17 protein-coding genes are annotated in these 18,167 nt (G+C 57.6%); 2 read left to right on the top strand and 15 right to left on the bottom strand.

The window, feature by feature from the left end:
* Positions 1 to 293: 293 nt before the first annotated feature.
* From putP to QUE75_RS20560, 12 genes are all read right to left on the bottom strand, one after another.
* Complete coding sequence (putP, locus tag QUE75_RS07885) at positions 294 to 1,784, bottom strand: sodium/proline symporter PutP (protein ID WP_286254925.1); 1,491 nt, start codon at positions 1,782 to 1,784, stop codon at positions 294 to 296.
* A gap of 301 nt (positions 1,785 to 2,085) precedes the next feature.
* Positions 2,086 to 2,865, bottom strand: a complete 780-nt coding sequence (locus tag QUE75_RS07880; protein ID WP_061331911.1) for an AraC family transcriptional regulator — start codon at positions 2,863 to 2,865, stop codon at positions 2,086 to 2,088.
* A gap of 98 nt (positions 2,866 to 2,963) precedes the next feature.
* Positions 2,964 to 3,605, bottom strand: a complete 642-nt coding sequence (gene tmk / locus QUE75_RS07875; protein WP_286255634.1) for a dTMP kinase — start codon at positions 3,603 to 3,605, stop codon at positions 2,964 to 2,966.
* The gene (gene mltG / locus QUE75_RS07870) at positions 3,605 to 4,666 is read right to left on the bottom strand and encodes an endolytic transglycosylase MltG (protein ID WP_286254923.1); all 1,062 of its coding nucleotides are present in this window, start codon (positions 4,664 to 4,666) and stop codon (positions 3,605 to 3,607) included. The genes tmk and mltG overlap by 1 nt, the downstream gene beginning before the upstream one ends.
* A 5-nt stretch (positions 4,667 to 4,671) precedes the next feature.
* Positions 4,672 to 5,490, bottom strand: a complete 819-nt coding sequence (pabC, locus tag QUE75_RS07865) for an aminodeoxychorismate lyase (protein ID WP_286254920.1) — start codon at positions 5,488 to 5,490, stop codon at positions 4,672 to 4,674.
* A 7-nt stretch (positions 5,491 to 5,497) separates the two neighbouring features.
* Positions 5,498 to 6,745, bottom strand: a complete 1,248-nt coding sequence (fabF, locus tag QUE75_RS07860) for a beta-ketoacyl-ACP synthase II (RefSeq protein WP_061331908.1) — start codon at positions 6,743 to 6,745, stop codon at positions 5,498 to 5,500.
* A 125-nt stretch (positions 6,746 to 6,870) separates the two neighbouring features.
* Positions 6,871 to 7,104, bottom strand: coding sequence for an acyl carrier protein (gene acpP / locus QUE75_RS07855; protein ID WP_008938713.1), 234 nt, complete (start codon positions 7,102 to 7,104; stop codon positions 6,871 to 6,873).
* A gap of 132 nt (positions 7,105 to 7,236) precedes the next feature.
* A complete protein-coding gene (gene fabG / locus QUE75_RS07850) occupies positions 7,237 to 7,980 on the bottom strand; it encodes a 3-oxoacyl-ACP reductase FabG (protein ID WP_061331907.1) in 744 nt (247 codons plus the stop codon).
* A 15-nt stretch (positions 7,981 to 7,995) separates the two neighbouring features.
* Complete coding sequence (gene fabD / locus QUE75_RS07845; RefSeq protein WP_230712693.1) at positions 7,996 to 8,934, bottom strand: ACP S-malonyltransferase; 939 nt, start codon at positions 8,932 to 8,934, stop codon at positions 7,996 to 7,998.
* A gap of 125 nt (positions 8,935 to 9,059) precedes the next feature.
* Positions 9,060 to 10,031, bottom strand: a complete 972-nt coding sequence (gene plsX / locus QUE75_RS07840; RefSeq protein WP_058090438.1) for a phosphate acyltransferase PlsX — start codon at positions 10,029 to 10,031, stop codon at positions 9,060 to 9,062.
* Positions 10,032 to 10,107: 76 nt separating this feature from the next.
* On the bottom strand, positions 10,108 to 10,287 hold the full coding sequence (rpmF, locus tag QUE75_RS07835; protein WP_011785345.1) for a 50S ribosomal protein L32: 180 nt from the start codon (positions 10,285 to 10,287) through the stop codon (positions 10,108 to 10,110).
* Between the two features lie 30 nt (positions 10,288 to 10,317).
* A complete protein-coding gene (locus QUE75_RS20560; protein WP_286921253.1) occupies positions 10,318 to 10,875 on the bottom strand; it encodes a YceD family protein in 558 nt (185 codons plus the stop codon).
* Between the two features lie 146 nt (positions 10,876 to 11,021).
* On the opposite strand from QUE75_RS20560, the gene QUE75_RS07825 reads away from it, so the two are divergent.
* Positions 11,022 to 11,624, top strand: coding sequence for a Maf family protein (locus QUE75_RS07825; RefSeq protein ID WP_106695476.1), 603 nt, complete (start codon positions 11,022 to 11,024; stop codon positions 11,622 to 11,624).
* A gap of 19 nt (positions 11,625 to 11,643) precedes the next feature.
* On the opposite strand, the gene QUE75_RS07820 is transcribed toward QUE75_RS07825, so the two are convergent.
* From QUE75_RS07820 to rluC, 3 genes are read right to left on the bottom strand one after another with little or no spacing between them, the layout of a single operon-like run.
* On the bottom strand, positions 11,644 to 12,699 hold the full coding sequence (locus QUE75_RS07820; RefSeq protein ID WP_138436480.1) for a S49 family peptidase: 1,056 nt from the start codon (positions 12,697 to 12,699) through the stop codon (positions 11,644 to 11,646).
* Positions 12,700 to 12,723: 24 nt separating this feature from the next.
* Entirely contained in the window at positions 12,724 to 13,371 is a 648-nt protein-coding gene (locus QUE75_RS07815) for an HAD family hydrolase (RefSeq protein WP_106695474.1), read from the bottom strand.
* Complete coding sequence (rluC, locus tag QUE75_RS07810) at positions 13,371 to 14,285, bottom strand: 23S rRNA pseudouridine(955/2504/2580) synthase RluC (protein WP_230712754.1); 915 nt, start codon at positions 14,283 to 14,285, stop codon at positions 13,371 to 13,373. Before rluC ends, QUE75_RS07815 begins: the two co-directional genes overlap by 1 nt.
* A gap of 753 nt (positions 14,286 to 15,038) precedes the next feature.
* Between rluC and rne the strand changes: the two genes are divergently transcribed.
* Entirely contained in the window at positions 15,039 to 18,167 is a 3,129-nt protein-coding gene (gene rne, locus QUE75_RS07805) for a ribonuclease E (RefSeq protein WP_286254899.1), read from the top strand.

Below are 18,167 nucleotides of genomic sequence, written 5' to 3'. Positions count from 1 at the left end.
CGAGGTAACTTACCTCTGATCTGAAAACGCCAGCCTTCGGGCTGGCGTTTTTTTTGTGTCCCGGTAAACCAAAACAATTGCTGCCCGGGGAAATCCGCGCCTGTATTACGCCGGTGCGGGGTGGGTATGTCTTTTCTGCAGGGAAAAAGATGTCTGAGCGCAGCGAGTTGTTTTTCCCGGAAGAAAAGACATACCCACCCCGCAACCCGCCCCCAGAACCCGAATCCCGGTACAAAAAAGGGCTCCCCGTAGGGAGCCCTTGTCAGAACACTGATTGTTACCAGTGAATACTATTACCGCTCGATATGCTGGTATTCGCCGGCATCGCTGGTCGCCAGAGTCACCACTACGATGGCGATGAAGGCGGCGATGAAGCCAGGGATGATTTCATACACACCCGGGCCACCCATAAAGCTGCCGTTCCAGCCCAGAGCAATCCACGCCATTACCGTGACAGCACCTACGATCAGGCCAGCCAGTGCGCCAGCGCCGTTGGTGCGGGACCAGGTCAGGCCGAGAATGATCAGCGGGCCGAAGGCAGCACCAAAGCCTGCCCAGGCGTTACTGACCAACGCCAGAACCTGAGAGTTGGGATCAGAAGCAATGAGCGCTGCAACCAGACCCACCGCCACAACACAGGCACGGCCGATGTTCACACACTCCTTGTCGGAAGCCTCTTTACGCAGGAACAGGCGGTAGAAATCCTCGGTCAGGGATGAGGAAGCCACCAACAGCTGACTGGAGATGGTACTCATAACCGCTGCCAGCAGGGCTGCATACAGGAAACCGGTGATCAACGGGTGGAACAGCAGGTCCGCCAGGATGATGAAAATGGTTTCCGGGTCAGCCACGTCCATACCGTTACGGATAGCATAGGCACGACCGAAAACGCCCAGGGAGATGGCGCCAATCAGAGAGATGGCCATCCAGGACATGCCGATGTTACGGGCCACAGACACTTCGTGCACGGTGCGGATTGCCATGAAACGCACAATGATGTGCGGCTGGCCGAAGTAACCCAGCCCCCAGGCTACCGCTGAGAGCCAGCCAATCAGTGTCAATCCCTCGGTCCACGATAGCAACGTCGGATCAACGCTGTTCAGGGTTTCAGACGCCTGAGCGAAACCGCCGCCGCCTTCACCAAACAATACCACTGCCGGCATTAACACCAGAGCCAGCATCATGATGCAGCCCTGTACAAAGTCGGTCATGCTCACCGCCAGGAAACCACCAACCACGGTGTACGCCAGAACGACACCGAGAGTGATCACGATACCTACGCCATAGTCGCTCAGACCGCCGAAGTTGAAGATGCCGGAAAACGCACTTTCAAACAGCTTGCCGCCTGCAACCAGACCAGATGCCGTGTAGACCGCAAAGAATACAACAATAACAATCGCCGATACCGTGCGCAGAGGCAGCGCCTTGGTAGGGAAGCGGTTTGCCAGAAAGGCAGGTATGGTCAGGGCATTACCGTAGTGAACAGTTTGTTCACGCAATCTGGGTGCAACAATTACCCAGTTGATGAACGCGCCCACAAACAGGCCGATACCGATCCAGGCGTCTGCCAAGCCGGTAACAAACAACGCCCCGGGCAAGCCCAGAAGCAGCCAGCCACTCATGTCGGAAGCACCGGCCGACAAGGCCGCTACTTTGGGGCTGAGCCCACGTCCACCCAACATATAATCTTCAGCTGTCGCCGAGGCTTTCCGCATGGCGTAAACGCCAATGCCGATCATAATCGCAAAATACGCAAATAGACTGATCCAAACGCCAATAGCCATAAGGCTCCTCCGGTTTATTGAGTCGGACTGAGTCCGCTCTTAAGGCACAGGTACCACATCACTGTTGGTTGACTGGCCGTTGTTCTTGTTTACCCAAAATCCATCCGAATTGGAGCGAGGCAAGCCCCCGCACAGCCACTCCTTCACTATAGTTATTATTCACACCTTTACGACCAGGATTGCCGAGCAAAAAGTGCGATTCTACAGATGCATTAAGTTAGTATTACTACGGACCTACGGCTTACAAAATCCTACGATTCTTTTGCATAATCCTACGGGACTACCGAATTTACCGCCCAGTTCAGGCAACACTTTCATTAATCTGCAATCTGGAGGGTGTTGTGCCCTTGTATTTGCGCAACGCATTGGTCAAGGCACTCTGGGAGGAGAACCCGGTTCGGTAGCTTATTTCCGACACCGAGAGAGACGATGAAGCAAGCAGGTGAGCGGCCTGCTCAAGGCGGGTCTGCAGCAGAAACTGATGAGGGGTTATGCCCGCCACCTCCCGAAAAACCTCATGGAATCGACTGACACTGAGGCACGCCTCACTGGCCATTTCCTCGACAGTAATTTTTCGATGCAGGTTGGCCAGGATATAACGTCGGATCACCTCTGGGCTGATGCTTGCCCGGCTGGAAGACTGGACCTGACGGTCCACAATGCGGTCCGCCATGCAGTAAAGAATACTCGAAGCCAGATGCTGCTGCAGGGTGAGGTTGTCTGGCGCGCGGTCAAATTCACCGGCGGTAAACTGGACCAGCCCCTGTAACCGACTGTCCATCTGCAGGGTGCGCGGCTTCTCGAAAAACCGCATCATCCGTTCGTAATCCGCATGGGCCGGCGTATTGATAGCGGGGGTGAGCGGGTCAAGATTGATCACCAGAACGTGGTTCTGATCATCGCCACAGTAATCGTGGCTTGCCTCAGTGGGCACAACACAGGCTTTCCAGGTATCCAGGTGAGCCCCGGTGCCACCGACACTCAACTCAGCCTCTCCCCTCACCCCGATGACAATCTGGTGGTGTTCGTGCCGATGCTGGTGAGCGGCGATGGGAAGCTTGAGAAGTTTTGCGTTGAGCATTAATGCTGCCGGCCGTTAACTGAGAATGTACATCAATTAAAGCAGAACATTACAAAAAGTGCACGAAATCGACGCAACTATGGCCGTACTCCGGTTAATCAGGCGGATTCCGCCATTTTAACCAGGGCAGCCAACAACGCCGACACACTGGCCGATACCTGCTCCAGCGGCAATGCTGCATTAACCACATGGTAGTTGCCAGGCATCGCCGTAGCCCGCGCCAGGTAGGTATCGCGAATGCGCTGGAAAAAGGCCAGGGTTTCCTGTTCAAATCGGTCGAGCTCTCCCCGCTTTTTCGCCCGGGCCATACCGGTTTCCACGGGCGCATCCAGCAGGATGACGTGGTCTGGCCGTACCTCACCCTGAACCAGGGTTTCCAGCAACGCGATACGCTCGGCGGGCACACCCCGGCCGCCGCCCTGATAGGCAAAGGTGGCATCGGTGAAGCGGTCGCACAGTACCCACTGCCCCTTGTTGAGGGCCGGAAGAATCCGGTTATGCAGGTGCTGGGCCCTCGCTGCGAACATCAACAGCAATTCTGTGGTTTCATGAACCGGCTCTTCCCGGGGCGACAACAACAACTCCCGGATGTTTTCCGCCATAGGCGTGCCACCGGGCTCTCGGGTAACGATAAAATCGATGCCAAGGTCCTTGAGGGTGTTCACAGCGTTTTCCAGCTGTGTGGATTTGCCAACGCCCTCGGTGCCTTCGAAGGTAATAAAACGGCCTCTGTTGTGCATCATTCTTCCCGGCTGTTGTTCAGGGTTCCCGGTGCCGGAAACGAGCGGTAGCCCTCACGGCGATTCAACTGATACTCCCTGACCGCCTTCTGGTGCTCCGCCAGGGTTCGGGAGAACTTGTGGCTACCATCACCACGGGCAACAAAGTAGAGGGTATCGCCGTCCTCCGGATGCAAAGCGGCGTGCACAGAGTCCCGCCCGGGCAGCGCAATCGGTGTGGGCGGAAGACCGTTGATTCGGTAAGTGTTATAGGGGGTGTAGGTCTGAAGGTCACTGCGGCGAATACGCCCCTGGTACTGGTCCCCCATGCCATAGATAACGGTGGGATCGGTCTGCAGCCGCATTCCTTTTTGCAGTCGCCGCACAAACACGCCCGCCACTTCCCCACGCTCCCAGGGCACACCAGTTTCCCGCTCAACAATAGAAGCCATGATCAAGGCTTCATAAGGGGTATCGTAGGGCAAACCTTCGGCCCGGCTCTGCCATTCTTCCTCAAGCACGCTCACCATACGATTGTGGGCACGCTTGAGAATATCCAGATCAGACTCACTGGAGCTGAACATGTAGGTATCCGGAAAAAACCAGCCTTCAGGATGCTGATCTTCCGCGCCAACCGCCGCCATGACCTGTTCATCAGTCCAGTCACTGGTGACCTTTTTGAGCCGCTCAGAACGCGCCAGCGCAGCACGCATGTCGCGGAACGTCCAGCCTTCGATAAACTGGACCGACCAAAGCTTTACCTTACCTTCGACCATGGCATCTACCATCGCAACCGGTGTCATGCCGGGCAAGAATTCATAGTCACCCGCCTTGATCCTGGTCTGGTCCGGATAGAGGCGGCCATAGAGCCTGAGCCAGAGCGCATCCGACACATAGCCTACATTCTCCAGCTGCCGTGCCACCCGGCTGAACCCTGTGCCTGCCGGCACGTTAAACAGCACCGGCTCGTCCAGTGCGACGGGTTGCTTCAGGGTTTGCAAACCCTGCCAGACCCACAAGCCACCGCCGGCAGCAGCGAGCACGAATACAGCAACAACAACGATCAGTAACTTCTTGAACACGCGAATCAATCCAGTCTTGCCGGTGAACCAACGATTGTCGCAAGTCGCTGGTCAACAGGCAAATCGTGCCCGGCCAGATTGCGAACCGGCACCACCCCGACAACACTGTTGCTGAGCCAAAGCCCCTGACAGCTGCCGCCCAACAGTGTATCAAGCGTCAGTGGCATCTCCCGGAATTCGTGGCCGGCAATTCTCAGCCGGTCAAGCACGTAACGACGCATCACACCCGCAACCGCCAGGGTTGAAGCGGGCGGTGTCAGCCATACGTCTTCAAACAGCATGAACAGATTGGTCCGGGTGCCTTCCACCACATGGCCATCACGATTGCTCATCAGCACTTCAAAGACATCCCCTTGAAGTTCCCTGGCCGCCATCACCTGCTCAAGTCGGTTCAACGACTTGATCCCGGCCAGAAGCGGGTTCACTGTCAGCGGAACACGGGAGAAGTCGGCCACCACACCTTCCGGCCCGGGAACACTGGGGAAAGCGGAATGGGACACAATGAGAGACGGCTTCATGCGGGGCTCCGGGCGGTAGCCCCGCCCACCCGAACCACGGGTGAGGGTCAGCTTGAGCACCCAGTTTAAGGACGGGTACAGGCCGGAATATCGTTCCAGGGCGCGAACGCAGGCTGCCTCAAGTTCCGGGCGCGCCAACGGGATGGCAAGCCGGCCGGCATCACGGACCATCCGGTCAAGATGATAACCCAGCAGGCTGGCCTTACCGCCCATGATGGCAATGGTCTCGAACAGACCATCGCCGTAGGCAAGGCCCCGGTCTCCCGGTGGAACACCACCGTCTTCAGCCCAATACAGATCAAACACAGTAGGGTCAGTCTTCGTAACGACTTACAATCAGCGTGCCGTTGGTGCCGCCAAAACCGAACGAATTCGACAGAGCAATCCGGACGTCCGCCTCTCGGCTCTTATGCGGCACCAGGTCCAGATCACAGCCCTCGTCTGGCTCGTCCAGATTGATGGTCGGCGGCAAAACCCCGTCACGCACGGCCAGTATCGAGAAAATGGCTTCGACAGCGCCAGCGGCCCCCAGCAAGTGGCCGGTCATAGACTTGGTGCTGCTCATGGCGAGCTTGTGTGCGTGCGCACCAAACACCGACTTGACCGCTGCCACTTCCGCTACATCCCCGACCTGGGTGGAGGTGCCATGGGCATTGATGTAGTCAACCTGTTCCGGTTGCAGACCTGCGTCACGGATGGCGTTGACCATGGACCGGCCGGCACCTTCGCCACTGGCGGGCGGCGCCGTGATGTGATGAGCATCATCGCTCATACCAAAACCGATCACCTCGCCATAGATGGTGGCTCCGCGAGCCCGAGCATGCTCCAGCTCTTCCAGCACCACCACCCCGGCACCGTCACTCAATACGAAACCGTCACGGCCTTTATCCCACGGACGGCTGGCTTTTTCTGGCTCATCGTTACGGGTTGATAAAGCACGGGCCGACGAAAAGGCCGCCACGCCAGAGCGGGTTGTTGCCATTTCCGAGCCACCAGCCAGCATGACATCCGCATCGCCATAGGCGATGGTCCGTGCAGCGTAGCCAATATTATGGGTGCCGGTGGTGCAGGCGGTGACAATGGCAATATTCGGCCCCTTGTACCCAAAGCGAATGGCAGCATTGCCAGAGATCATGTTGATAACCGAGGCGGGCACAAAAAACGGAGACACCTTACGGGGGCCGGATTTCTCCATCTGGATCACGTTCTTCTCGATGTACTCCAGGCCACCGATGCCGGATCCGATGGCAATACCAACCCGCTCCTTGTCGAGATCGCCAAACTGCTCCAGGCCACTGTCGTCCACCGCCTGCTGGGCAGCAATCAGTCCGTAGTGGATAAAGGCATCCAGTTTGCGCGCCTCCTTGCTGGACAGGTAGGGTTCAATATCAAGATCCTTTATCGCACCTCCAATACGGGTGCCATAGTCAGTTGCATCAAACCGATCAATCAGCCCGATACCGCTGCGCCCTGCCCGGATGGCAGCCCATGACGACTGTACATCATTCCCCACCGGAGACAGCATTCCCATGCCCGTGACAACAACCCGTCGTTTACTCATAACCCTGTTCACCCGATTATTCCGTGTAACATCCAAACACTGAGACTTTCGTTCCACCAATAAAAAAGCCGTCCTTCATCAACCCCAAAGGACGGCTTTAGCCTGGCTATCTGATCAGCAGAGTATCAGGTGTGCGCGACGATGTAGTCGATCGCGTCCTGAACCGTGCCCAGCTTTTCGGCCTCTTCATCAGGAATTTCAGTCTCGAATTCCTCTTCCAGGGCCATAACCAGCTCAACAGTGTCCAGTGAGTCAGCGCCAAGATCCTCTACAAAAGAAGATGTGTTCTGAACCTCGGACTCTTTCACGCCCAACTGTTCACAAACAATCTTCTTAACGCGCTCTTCAACTGTACTCATAATGTCCTCACTTTATGTGTCAACCAAGCAACTCTATGGCTGCCAGTTTAGTTTAAACCCTACCTGCAAACAAGCAGGGATTCTGTCAAACATGTTGTGCGACAAGGGGTTGCACATCAGCCCGCAACGAGCTTAACCCATGTACATGCCGCCATTCACATGAATGGTTTCTCCGGTAACGTAAGCAGCGCCTTCCGATGCCAGGAACGCCACCACCGAGGCAACCTCCTCCGGTGACCCGAGACGACCAGCCGGTATGATTTCCAGCATAGCCTCACGCTGCTTATCGTCCAGTTTTTTGGTCATATCCGTGTCAATAAAACCGGGCGCCACGCAATTGGCGGTAATGCCACGGTTGGACATCTCTTTCGCCAGGCTACGAGTGAAACCCTCCACCCCGGCCTTGGCTGCACAATAATTACCCTGCCCGGGGTTGCCCATACCGGCCACCACCGAGCTGATGTTGATAATCCGGCCCCAACGGGCCTTGGCCATGCCGCGAAGCACCGCCTTACTGGTGCGATACACACTGGAAAGGTTGGTTTCCAGCACGGCAGCCCAGTCATCGTCTTTCAGACGCATCAGCAGGTTATCACGGGTGATACCGGCATTGTTGACCAGGATCGCAGGCGCACCGGATTGTTCAGTCAACTGCTTCAGGCCCGCTTCAATACTTTCCGGTTCGGCTACGTTCATCACGATGCCATAACCCTGGTAGCCGGCTTCTTTCAGTCCACTGGTGATGGCCTCTGCGCCGGCTTCACTGGTCGCGGTACCAATGACTTCTGCACCCTGCCGGGCCAGCTCATGGGCAATGGCTTTCCCAATACCACGGCTTGCACCGGTAACCAGCGCAACCTTGCCTTCCAAAGACATAAACAACTCCGTTTATCAGGACTGGCCGAATGCCGCCAGGGCGCCGGCCAGAGAATCGGGATCTTCAATACCGTGCACCGGCAAACCGCGCTCAATCCGCTTGATCAACCCGGCAAGCACTTTACCAGCACCGCATTCAACCGCAACCGTCACTCCTTCATCACTGAGCGTGCGGATCGAGTCCGTCCACAACACAGGAGAGTATAGCTGCTTCAGCAGATTGCTCTTGAGCGTGTCTGCGTCTTTGACAACAGTAGCATTCACATTCTGGACCACCGGGATGACAGCATCGTTAAACCGAACATCTTCCAGGGCTTCGGCCAACTGTTCGGCAGCACCTTTCATCAGGGCACAATGGGACGGCACACTCACCGGCAGCGGCATCGCCTTCCGCGCCCCGCGGCCCTTACAGGCTTCAATAGCCCGCTCAACGGCAGCGGCGGAGCCGGCAATAACCACCTGCCCCGGGGCGTTAAAGTTCACCGCAGCCACCACATCGCCCTGGGCCGCCTCTTCACAGGCCGCAACAACGTCTGCGTCTTCGAGCCCCAGAATGGCAGCCATGCGGCCTTCACCGGCAGGGACAGCATCCTGCATAAGTTCGCCACGAAGCTGAACCAGTTTGACTGCTTCAATGAAGTCCAGACTTTCCGCGGCCACCAGCGCGCTGTACTCGCCCAGACTATGACCTGCGACGAAATCAGGACGTGGCCCATCCGAGACACACCACTGGCGCCACAGGGCAACACTGGCGGTTAACAGGGCCGGCTGGGTAACCATGGTCTGATTCAGCTCTTCAGCGGGACCGTGCTGGCACAGGTGCCAGAGATCGTAGCCAAGAACGTTAGACGCCTCATCGAAGGTTTCGCTGATCATTGGCCACGCCTCGGCAGCATCCTTAAGCATGCCGACCGATTGGGAGCCTTGTCCGGGGAAAATAAACGCTGATTTCATAAGCGGAATCTTATCGTCATTGATGGGTTACTGGAGATTAGCCAATAGTACAATTCAGGCCAATTATCCGCGATTAACCCTGAAAATGCGGGTCTACTTTAGTCGGGACCCGACCGGGACAGGCATCATAACATCAGATCATCGAGTCTTTCGTTGATCCTTCGTGGCACTTCGAGCTCCACTTCCCGAACGGCCTGGCGAATAGCGGCCAGCATGGCGCGCTCGTTGGCATTGCCATGGCTTTTAATGACCACACCCTGGAGCCCAAGCAGGCTCGCACCGTTATGACGGGACGGGTCCATCAACTGAAGGAGGCGGCCAATAATCGGTTTTGCCAACCAGCCCACAAAGCGACCATAAAGCGAGCGGGTAAATGCCTGCTCAAGAAGCTCGATCAGCAACCCGGCGACACCTTCGCCGGTTTTCAATGCAATGTTGCCGACAAAACCGTCACAGACTACTACATCGGCGACATCCCGAAACAGGTCACTGCCCTCGACATAACCAATGTAATTGATGGTGTCGCATTGGGCTAACATATGGGAGGCAAGGCGAACCTGCTCGTTGCCCTTGATCTCTTCCTCGCCAACATTAAGCAAAGCAACACGAGGCTCAGGCTGGGCACAAATGGCCGAGGCCATGAGCGACCCCATCAGCGCATACTGATACAGGTTCTCCGCCGTGGAATCGACATTCGCACCGAGATCCAGAACGTGGCAACGGCCACGGAGGGAAGGAATAAGTTTGGCGATGGCCGGCCGTTCAATACCGGGATACATGCGGATAATCGACCGGCCGAACGCCATCAGGGCGCCGGTATTGCCAGCACTGACACACCCCTGGGCCTCGCCGTCCCGGACAAGCCCGAGCGCAATAGCCATGGAGGAGTTTTTCTTATGACGAATGGCGTGGGAAGGGCGCTCGTTCATGCGTACCACATCCGCCGCCTCAACGATGCGAATCCGTTCGTGCCCATCAATCAACAAGGCCTCGAGCTCGCTCCGGATTCCCACCAGAACAAGACTCAAGGCCTCATTTTCACGCACTGCTTCCAGCGAAGCATGAACCACCACCTCGGCGCCACGATCACCGCTCATGGCGTCGATAGCAATGGTGACCGGTTTACTCACCGCTCGTCCATGCGTCACGGGTCAGAAGGGTATCCCGACGATCTTACTCGTCGCGAGCCTCAACAACCTGCTTTCCGCGGTAAAAACCGTCCGGAGAGACGTGGTGACGACGATGAACTTCGCCGGTGGTTGCGTCTGTAGACAGAGCGGCGGCGCTCAGTGCGTCGTGCGAACGGCGCATGCCACGCTTGGAACGGGTCTTGCGATTTTGCTGTACAGCCATGGTTATGCTCCTGACCTATTTACGAAAACGTTAATGCTTTGTCGTCTTGAGACCCGCCAGAACACTGAACGGGTTATCTTCTCTTTTCTTTACCTCTGGCTCACTGGCAACGTTTGATGGTTCCAGTGCCTCCAGGTCTTCCTTTGCCGGGCATTCGTCCCTCTCATGGAGAGGAAAGGGTGGTAATACCAGCAATAGCTCGTCTTCCACCATGGCCCACAAGTCTGCGCTGAAGTCCTCGAACAGAAAGGGTTCCAGTGCTTTCGGCAATCGTTGGGCCTGCTCATCGTTGATGACCAACCCGAGATCAAAACGGGATTCCAGTGTCGTATGCATATCAGTCATGCAACGCTGGCACTCCAGTGTGACCGGCGCAGACAGCTCGCCCGACACAACCCTTCGGCGCTCACTATCCTGATAAAAGGACAGCTTAACATGGCATTCACTGCCATCCTGCAAGCCAGGAACTGCTTCTCGAAAACGAGCGAGACCCTTGAGTGGAACTACCCCCTCAAGTGTTCTGTTCTGCTCAGCCAACCGGATAGGGTCAACGGATTTCGGCAGTTCGGCGATCGGCGCTTTAGACATAGGCGCGCAATTTTAGGGGCGCGACCCGCCTCTGTCAAAGACTTAATCCACTTTCTGTCGGGGGTTCCGCTCCGTGTAGGGGTATTTTACGATATGGACCGGTAAACCTGACAGATCCATCAATCCACCATCTCTATAAGGCAGCCATGACCTCACCCGGCCTTTTGCTAGCGTCATCATCCCCTTACCGCAAACGCCTGCTCGACCAGCTCGGCCTGCCCTTTGAGACCGCCAGCCCGAATATCGACGAATCGCCGCTACAAGGCGAACTACCGGATGCCCTGGCGGTTCGACTGGCCACCCAAAAAGCCCAGGCGCTTGCACCGGAGCACCCCGGAAAACTCATCATCGGCTCGGACCAGGTCGCCGCCCTGCCGGACGGCACACTGTTAAGCAAACCAGGCAGCCATGAGCGGGCGCTTGAACAACTCAGCCGGAGCAGCGGGAAAAGCGTGCATTTCCTCACCGGCCTGGCGGTGCTCGATACCCGGACAGGCGTTCTCGAACACTGCTGCGAAACCTTTATTGCACATTTCCGCGACCTTACCAGGGAGGAAATCAGCAACTACCTGCACCGAGAGCAACCCTATGACTGCGCTGGCAGCTTCAAGATGGAGGGGTTAGGCATAACCCTGTTCAAGGGGTTGGAAGGGCGAGACCCCAACAGCCTGATTGGATTGCCACTGATTGCCCTGAACGAGATTCTGATCCGGCTCGGTAACAACCCACTGCTACACCCCGAACCATAATCCGGGGTGCAGCAGGCCGTTAACGCAATTCGAGGCGCGATTCCAACATACGGGTAGCGACACCCTCGCCGACCGAGACGCCCAACTGGTCCACAAGCTCACGGAAGGGCGAGCGACGGCGACTGTAGTCAACCAGCTTCTCCTCACCCACCAACTGACGGGCCACCCAGGAGGTGCTGCCCAGCCCGTCCACCAGCCCCAGCTCAACAGCTTGCTCGCCACTCCACACCAGACCGCTGAACAACCGCTCGTCGTCTGCCAGGCGATCACCCCTGCCCTCTTTTACGGCACTAATGAACTGCTGGTGAGTGTTTTCCAGCACGCTCTGCCAGAAAGCAACATCTTCATCGCGCTCAGGCGAGAACGGGTCAAGGAAAGCCTTGCTCTCTCCGGCAGTATAAAGGCGGCGATCCACACCGATTTTGTCCAGCATTTCACTGAACCCGAATCCACCGGCGATAACGCCGATCGATCCCACCAGGCTGGCCCGATTGGCGTAGATTTCATCAGCCGCCGCCGCGATGTAATAAGCACCAGAGGCGCCTATGTCCGAGATAACCGCGTAGACCTTCTTGTCTGGGTACTCTTCCCGTAGGCGTTTAATTTCATCGTAGACGTAGCCTGCCTGCACCGGGCTGCCGCCGGGGCTGTTGATCCTTAACACCACTGCCTTTGAGCGCTCAGCCTCAAAGGCATTGCGCAGTGATGTCACCAGGTTATCAGCGCTCGCCAGCTCGTCTGCGGCAATAGTGCCCCTGACCTCCACCAATGCGGTGTGGTGACCGGCAACGGAATCAACACTGTCACCAAGAGGCGAACGTATAAAGAAAAGCAGCGCAAACAGGTAACCAAACGTCAAAATCTTGAAAAAGATCCCCCAGCGACGGCTTCGGCGCTGCTCTGCCTGCAGCGACATCACCAGCTTCTCGATCAGTCGCCAGTCGCGCCCCGATTCCGGCGGCAACGCCGGCTCTTTACTGCCAAACAAACCTCGCTTTCGCGCCGGCGCACTCTGCTCAGGCTCTGCAGGCTTGTCACCCCAGCCCGGCTCCTTATCCGATTCCCAGTCACTCATCCGCTATTCCTTAACCACAAACGATCATAGCCCCAGCGTACGCCGAAGCTCATCAACAGAACTCACTACCGCGTGGGGATCATACTGTTCCAGCACGTCACGCTTATGCACTCCCCACTCAACCCCGATCGCCGGCATACCAATACGGCGAGCCATATCCAGGTCGTAGCGGGTGTCACCGATCATCACCGCCTGCTCAGGCCGGTAACCGTAGAAATCCAGAATTTCCTCAAGCATCAGCGGGTCGGGCTTGGATTTGGTTTCGTCAGCACACCGGGTAATGTCGAAATGGGTGCCCAGCCCGCTGGAGGTAAGTGCCACTTCCAGACCCCGGCGGCTCTTGCCGGTGGCCACCGAACAACTCCGGCCGGAGCCACGCAAGTCGGCCAGTATGTCCGCCATACCCTCGAATACGTTCTGGGGCGTGGTCACTTTCTGGAAAAAGTAACCCGCGTAACCCTCCCGAATCCGCATCATTTCCTCGCGACTCAACCCCGGGTACAGACGCTCCAGAGCCTCGATCATGCCCAGCCCAATAATATCCCGATAGGCTTCGCGCTCCAGCTCCGGGTACCCCAGCTCGGTTGCAGCCTGGTGCAAGCTGTCTGCAATATGGTCCACGGAATCAATGAGCGTTCCGTCCCAGTCAAAAATAACAACCTTTACATCCATCAATAACTACCCTTGCTACGCTGCTCAAGCTCTTTGAGCACCTTGGCGAATGGCTCATCATACGGCGCTTCGAGGCTCATTGCCTCATCAGATCCCGGCAATGTGAACTCGAGGGCCCTGGCATGAAGCATCAGCCGCTGCCCACCGATGGCCCGAAATGCCTTGAGACTGGCATCGTCCATATATTTGTCATCGCCGGCTATCGGGTGACCAGCCGAGGCGCTGTGCACGCGAATCTGATGCGTGCGACCGGTTACTGGCGACGCCTGCACCAGACTGTACCCCTGGTATTGCTGCAAACAGCGAAACAGCGTCAGCGATTCCTTGCCTTCGGGACTTACTTTCACCCGCCGCTCGCCATTCGGCATCTCATAGCGCAGGAGCGGTTCATCAACCCGACCAATGCCTGCTGGCCAGGTGCCCGCCACCAGGGCGTGATAATGCTTACGAATGCGTTTGTGCCGCAGTTCATCCTGGAGAAAACGCAACGCCGACCGTTTTTTAGCCACCATCACCAAACCGGACGTATCCCGGTCCAGCCGATGCACCAACTCCAGGAACTTTGCCTGCGGCCGGGCCGACCTGAGCACTTCGATCAAACCAAAACTCAGGCCACTGCCACCATGAACGGCAATACCCGAGGGCTTGTTCACCACCAGCATATCGTCATTTTCAAAGACCACCGCCGCTTCCATAACCGATTGCACCCGATCACCGGGCGTAGGCGACTCCGGCTTGCTCTTCTGGACAATCGGCGGAATGCGCACCACGTCGCCAGCCTGAAGGCGGGAATCCGGCCTTACTCGACCTTTGTTAACCCGCACCTCACCCTTGCGAACAATTCGATACACAATGCTTTTCGGCACGCCCCGCAGGCGGGCGAGGAGAAAGTTGTCAACCCGCTGGCCGGCCATATCCTCGTCCACCGTCACCCACTGGACACCCTTCTGCACCTGGCCTGCCGGCAACTCTCCGCGATGCCCATCAGAGGACACCGGTCCTGCCCGGCCCGATCCCCCACGGGACGGATTGCCGCGTTTTGGCGGCTGACGACGGGCTACTGGCTTGCGCGACATGGGATACCTTTTACTGGGTGATAAACGCGGGATTGAACGAACACCGCTTTACTGTTATATTCCGGCGTGCTCTGCCGTTTGTCTACGGCCTGACGAACTCTGGTCAGAAGCCGGAGCGGCAGCAGTATACCGACACTGATTAAGAGATTGAACGCCGAAGCCCAATCATTACCGGGCCCGGCGTGAAACAAACTCCCGGACCACAGGGCAGACCCAGAGAGGCTGCGGCCTGCTCCGGGAGAGGAAAAACCGACCGGAAAACCGTCGGGCGACATCGCGAAGAATCACTACCATGCAAACCCGGGCCGTCCAGCAAACCAATACGACGTGAGACCCAGGAGTTTGTGTGAACCTGAAAACGGATATTATGCGTCAACAGACACTCACCCTATTCGACCTCTCCCTGCTGTCAGGCAGGCGGATCGTCGGCGGTGGTCTCAGACTTACAGGATCAAGCCCCATAAGGGTCTGATCCGTCTGGCCGCCGGCCCGCCCTGCTGTAACAGGGCCCGCGGCACGCACATCCCGCTTCGCTGATGCGAATCCCCCCGGTTTTCTGTCACTAACAAACGACAGGAACCCTTTCTTTCCATGAAAAGAATGCTGATCAATGCAACTCACCCTGAAGAGTTGCGCGTAGCTCTGGTAGACGGCCAACGGCTTTTTGACCTGGATATCGAATCCAGCACCCGCGAACAGAAAAAAGCCAACATTTACAAAGGCCGGATCACCCGTGTAGAACCCAGCCTTGAAGCGGCGTTCGTCGACTTTGGCGCAGAGCGTCATGGCTTCCTCCCGCTGAAGGAAATCTCCAAAGAGTACTTCAAGAAGTCTCCCGGCCAGATCGAAGGCAAGATCAACATCAAGGACGTCCTGTCTGAAGGGCAGGAAGTCATCGTACAAGTTGATAAAGAAGAGCGTGGCAACAAGGGCGCAGCCCTGACCACCTTTATCTCTCTGGCCGGCCGTTACCTGGTGCTGATGCCCAACAACCCACGCGCCGGCGGCATCTCCCGCCGTATTGAGGGTGATGACCGTTCCCAACTGAAAGATGCCATGAACGGCGTACAAGTGCCTAAATCCATGGGAATCATCGTACGCACCGCTGGAATTGGCCGTACCACCGAAGAGCTCCAGTGGGACCTTGATTACCTGGTGCAGTTCTGGGAAGCCATTACCCAGGCGGCTGGCGAGCGCAAGGCGCCATTCCTGATTCACCAGGAAAGCAACGTTATCATCCGGGCGGTTCGTGACTACCTCCGCCAGGACATCGGCGAAGTCCTGATCGACGCCGACGGCGTTTATGAAGATGTACTCAGCTTTGTACGCGCCGTGATGCCCACCTTCGAGAACAAGATCAAGCTGTACAAGGATGAGATCCCTCTGTTCAGCCGCTATCAGATCGAAGGCCAGATCGAAACCGCGTTCCAGAGGGAAGTGAAGCTGCCCTCCGGCGGCTCCATCGTGATCGACCCCACTGAAGCACTGGTCTCCATTGATATCAACTCCTCCCGGGCCACCAAAGGTCACGATATCGAGGAAACTGCCCTGCAGACCAACCTGGAAGCGGCAGAAGAAATCGCTCGCCAGCTGCGCCTGCGGGACATGGGCGGGTTGATCGTTATCGATTTCATCGACATGACACCCGCCAAGCACCAGCGCGAAGTCGAGCAGAAAATGCGTGAAGCCCTGGAAATCGACCGGGCCCGCGTTCAGGTCGGCAAGATTTCCCGCTTCGGCCTGCTGGAGATGTCACGTCAGCGCCTGCGCCCATCACTGGGTGAAACCCGCAGCGAAGTGTGCCCGCGCTGTGAAGGCCAGGGCACTATCCGGGGTATTGAATCCCTGGCCCTGAGCATCATGCGACTGATCTACGAAGAGTCGTCCAAGGAAAAGACTGCCGAAGTCCGCGCCATCGTGCCGGTGTCCGTGGCTACCTTCCTGCTGAACGAAAAACGCAAGCAGTTGGCCGACATCGAGGCACGCCAGGGCGTTTCCGTGGTGGTTGCTCCGGTGCCAAATATGGAAACACCGCACTTCGAGATCATCCGTCTGCGTCAGGATGAAGCAACCCCTGAGCACATTGCCAGCCATCAGGTTGCTCAGGAATACAACGAGCGGGAAGAAGAAAGCGCCGAAGTACAGACCACCGAAAAGCCGGTTCGTGAGCAGGCTGCCGTGAAGGCCATCCGCCCCACAGCCCCTGCCCCGACAGCACCCCAGGCCGCCGCTGAACCTGCGGAGCCAGAAGAAGGCCTGTTCCGCAAGCTCGGCAAGAAAATTGCCTGTTTCTTCCGCGGTGAGCAGGAGCAAACCGACACCAAACAAGCCGCCGGTAACCGTGACCGCGCCGGAGACCGTCGTAACCAGGGCCGCCAGGACCGCCGCAAATCACGGGTAGCCCGTGACGACCAGCGCCAGGGTGGCAATCGCACCGGAAACGACCGCCGCCAGAGTGGCCAGCCAAACCGCGCTGATGATAACCGCAACCGTAATCGCGGCAACCGCAACGATGACCAGTCCCGCGGTGCCCAGAATCGTTCAGGGCAGCAGGACAAGGCCGGCGATAACCGCGGCGCGGACACAAAAGGCAGTGAGAACCGTCGGGACAACCGCAAGGACTCACAGGGTCGCAACCAGAACCGCAATCGTCCGCAGCGCGATGCGAAAGACCAGAAAGACAATCGCGAACCGCAACAAGATGCCCAGAAGGCGCCGGCCGAGAACAAGCAGGGTGGTGACGACAAACGTCGCAAGCCACGCCGCCAGCGTAATCGCGACGGCTCACCTGCCGAGTCTCCGGCCAGCACACCGGCCGCTCGCAAGGCAGAACGCAGCGAAAGGCACCAGAAGGATACTCAGCCCGAGAAAGGCGTAGAGACCGATAACGAAGAGGCGAAGCAACAGCCAGCCCAGCAACCGGTTGAACAGCCCAAGAAGGTTGAAGCACCGAAGAGCGCTGCCGCCGAAGACAAGGCCACGGTGGAGACACCCAAGGCTGACAAGCAGGAACAACCGAAAGCCGACAAGGTGCCGGAAGAGAAAGCCGAGCAACCTGCCCAGCCGGCAGAGCAAGGCAACCAGGCTGATGGCCAGAAGGCGAGCGAAACAACCGACGCAAAGGCTGACGCCGCGAAGCCGGCTGACGCGCCTGAATCCGGTAACGCCGAGAAGGACAAGGAGCCCAGGGAACCCCGCAAGGCTCGCCCGGCAAACCGTCAGCGCAAACCGAAAGCCGCAGACAAGGCTGCAGATAGCGCTAATGCTGAAGCGCCGGCCACCAAGACCGACAGCGAAGCAAAAGCAGCAGAGCCAACTGACAAGCCGGAAGCAACGCCGAAGCCCGAGAGCAAGCCTGCTGAAGCGACGGAAGCTTCAAAGACCGAAAGCAAGGCAGCAAACAGCGAAACGGCGAATGCCCCGAAGGCTGAAAAGGCAGAGCAAGCTGAAACTGCCGAAAAGCCCGGGGGTGAAGAACCAAAAGCTCAGCCAGAGAGCCCAGAGGCCGAGGCCAAGGCTGACCAGGCAGAACCTGAAGCTGAGTCTAAGACTGACGCAGAACCCAAGGCAGAAGCAAAAGCCGACGATGCGCAGAACGCCCCCGCACAGGACGAAATGCCAGACGTTCCGGTCACTCCGGGCCGTGCATACAATGACCCACGTGAGGTCCGTAAGCGCCAGCGTGCGGCCGCCGAAGCCAAGAAGGCCGGGAGTAACTGA

The organism is Marinobacter shengliensis (assembly GCF_030297115.1).
GTDB lineage: Bacteria > Pseudomonadota > Gammaproteobacteria > Pseudomonadales > Oleiphilaceae > Marinobacter > Marinobacter shengliensis.
This window is presented reverse-complemented; position numbering and strand designations above follow the sequence as displayed.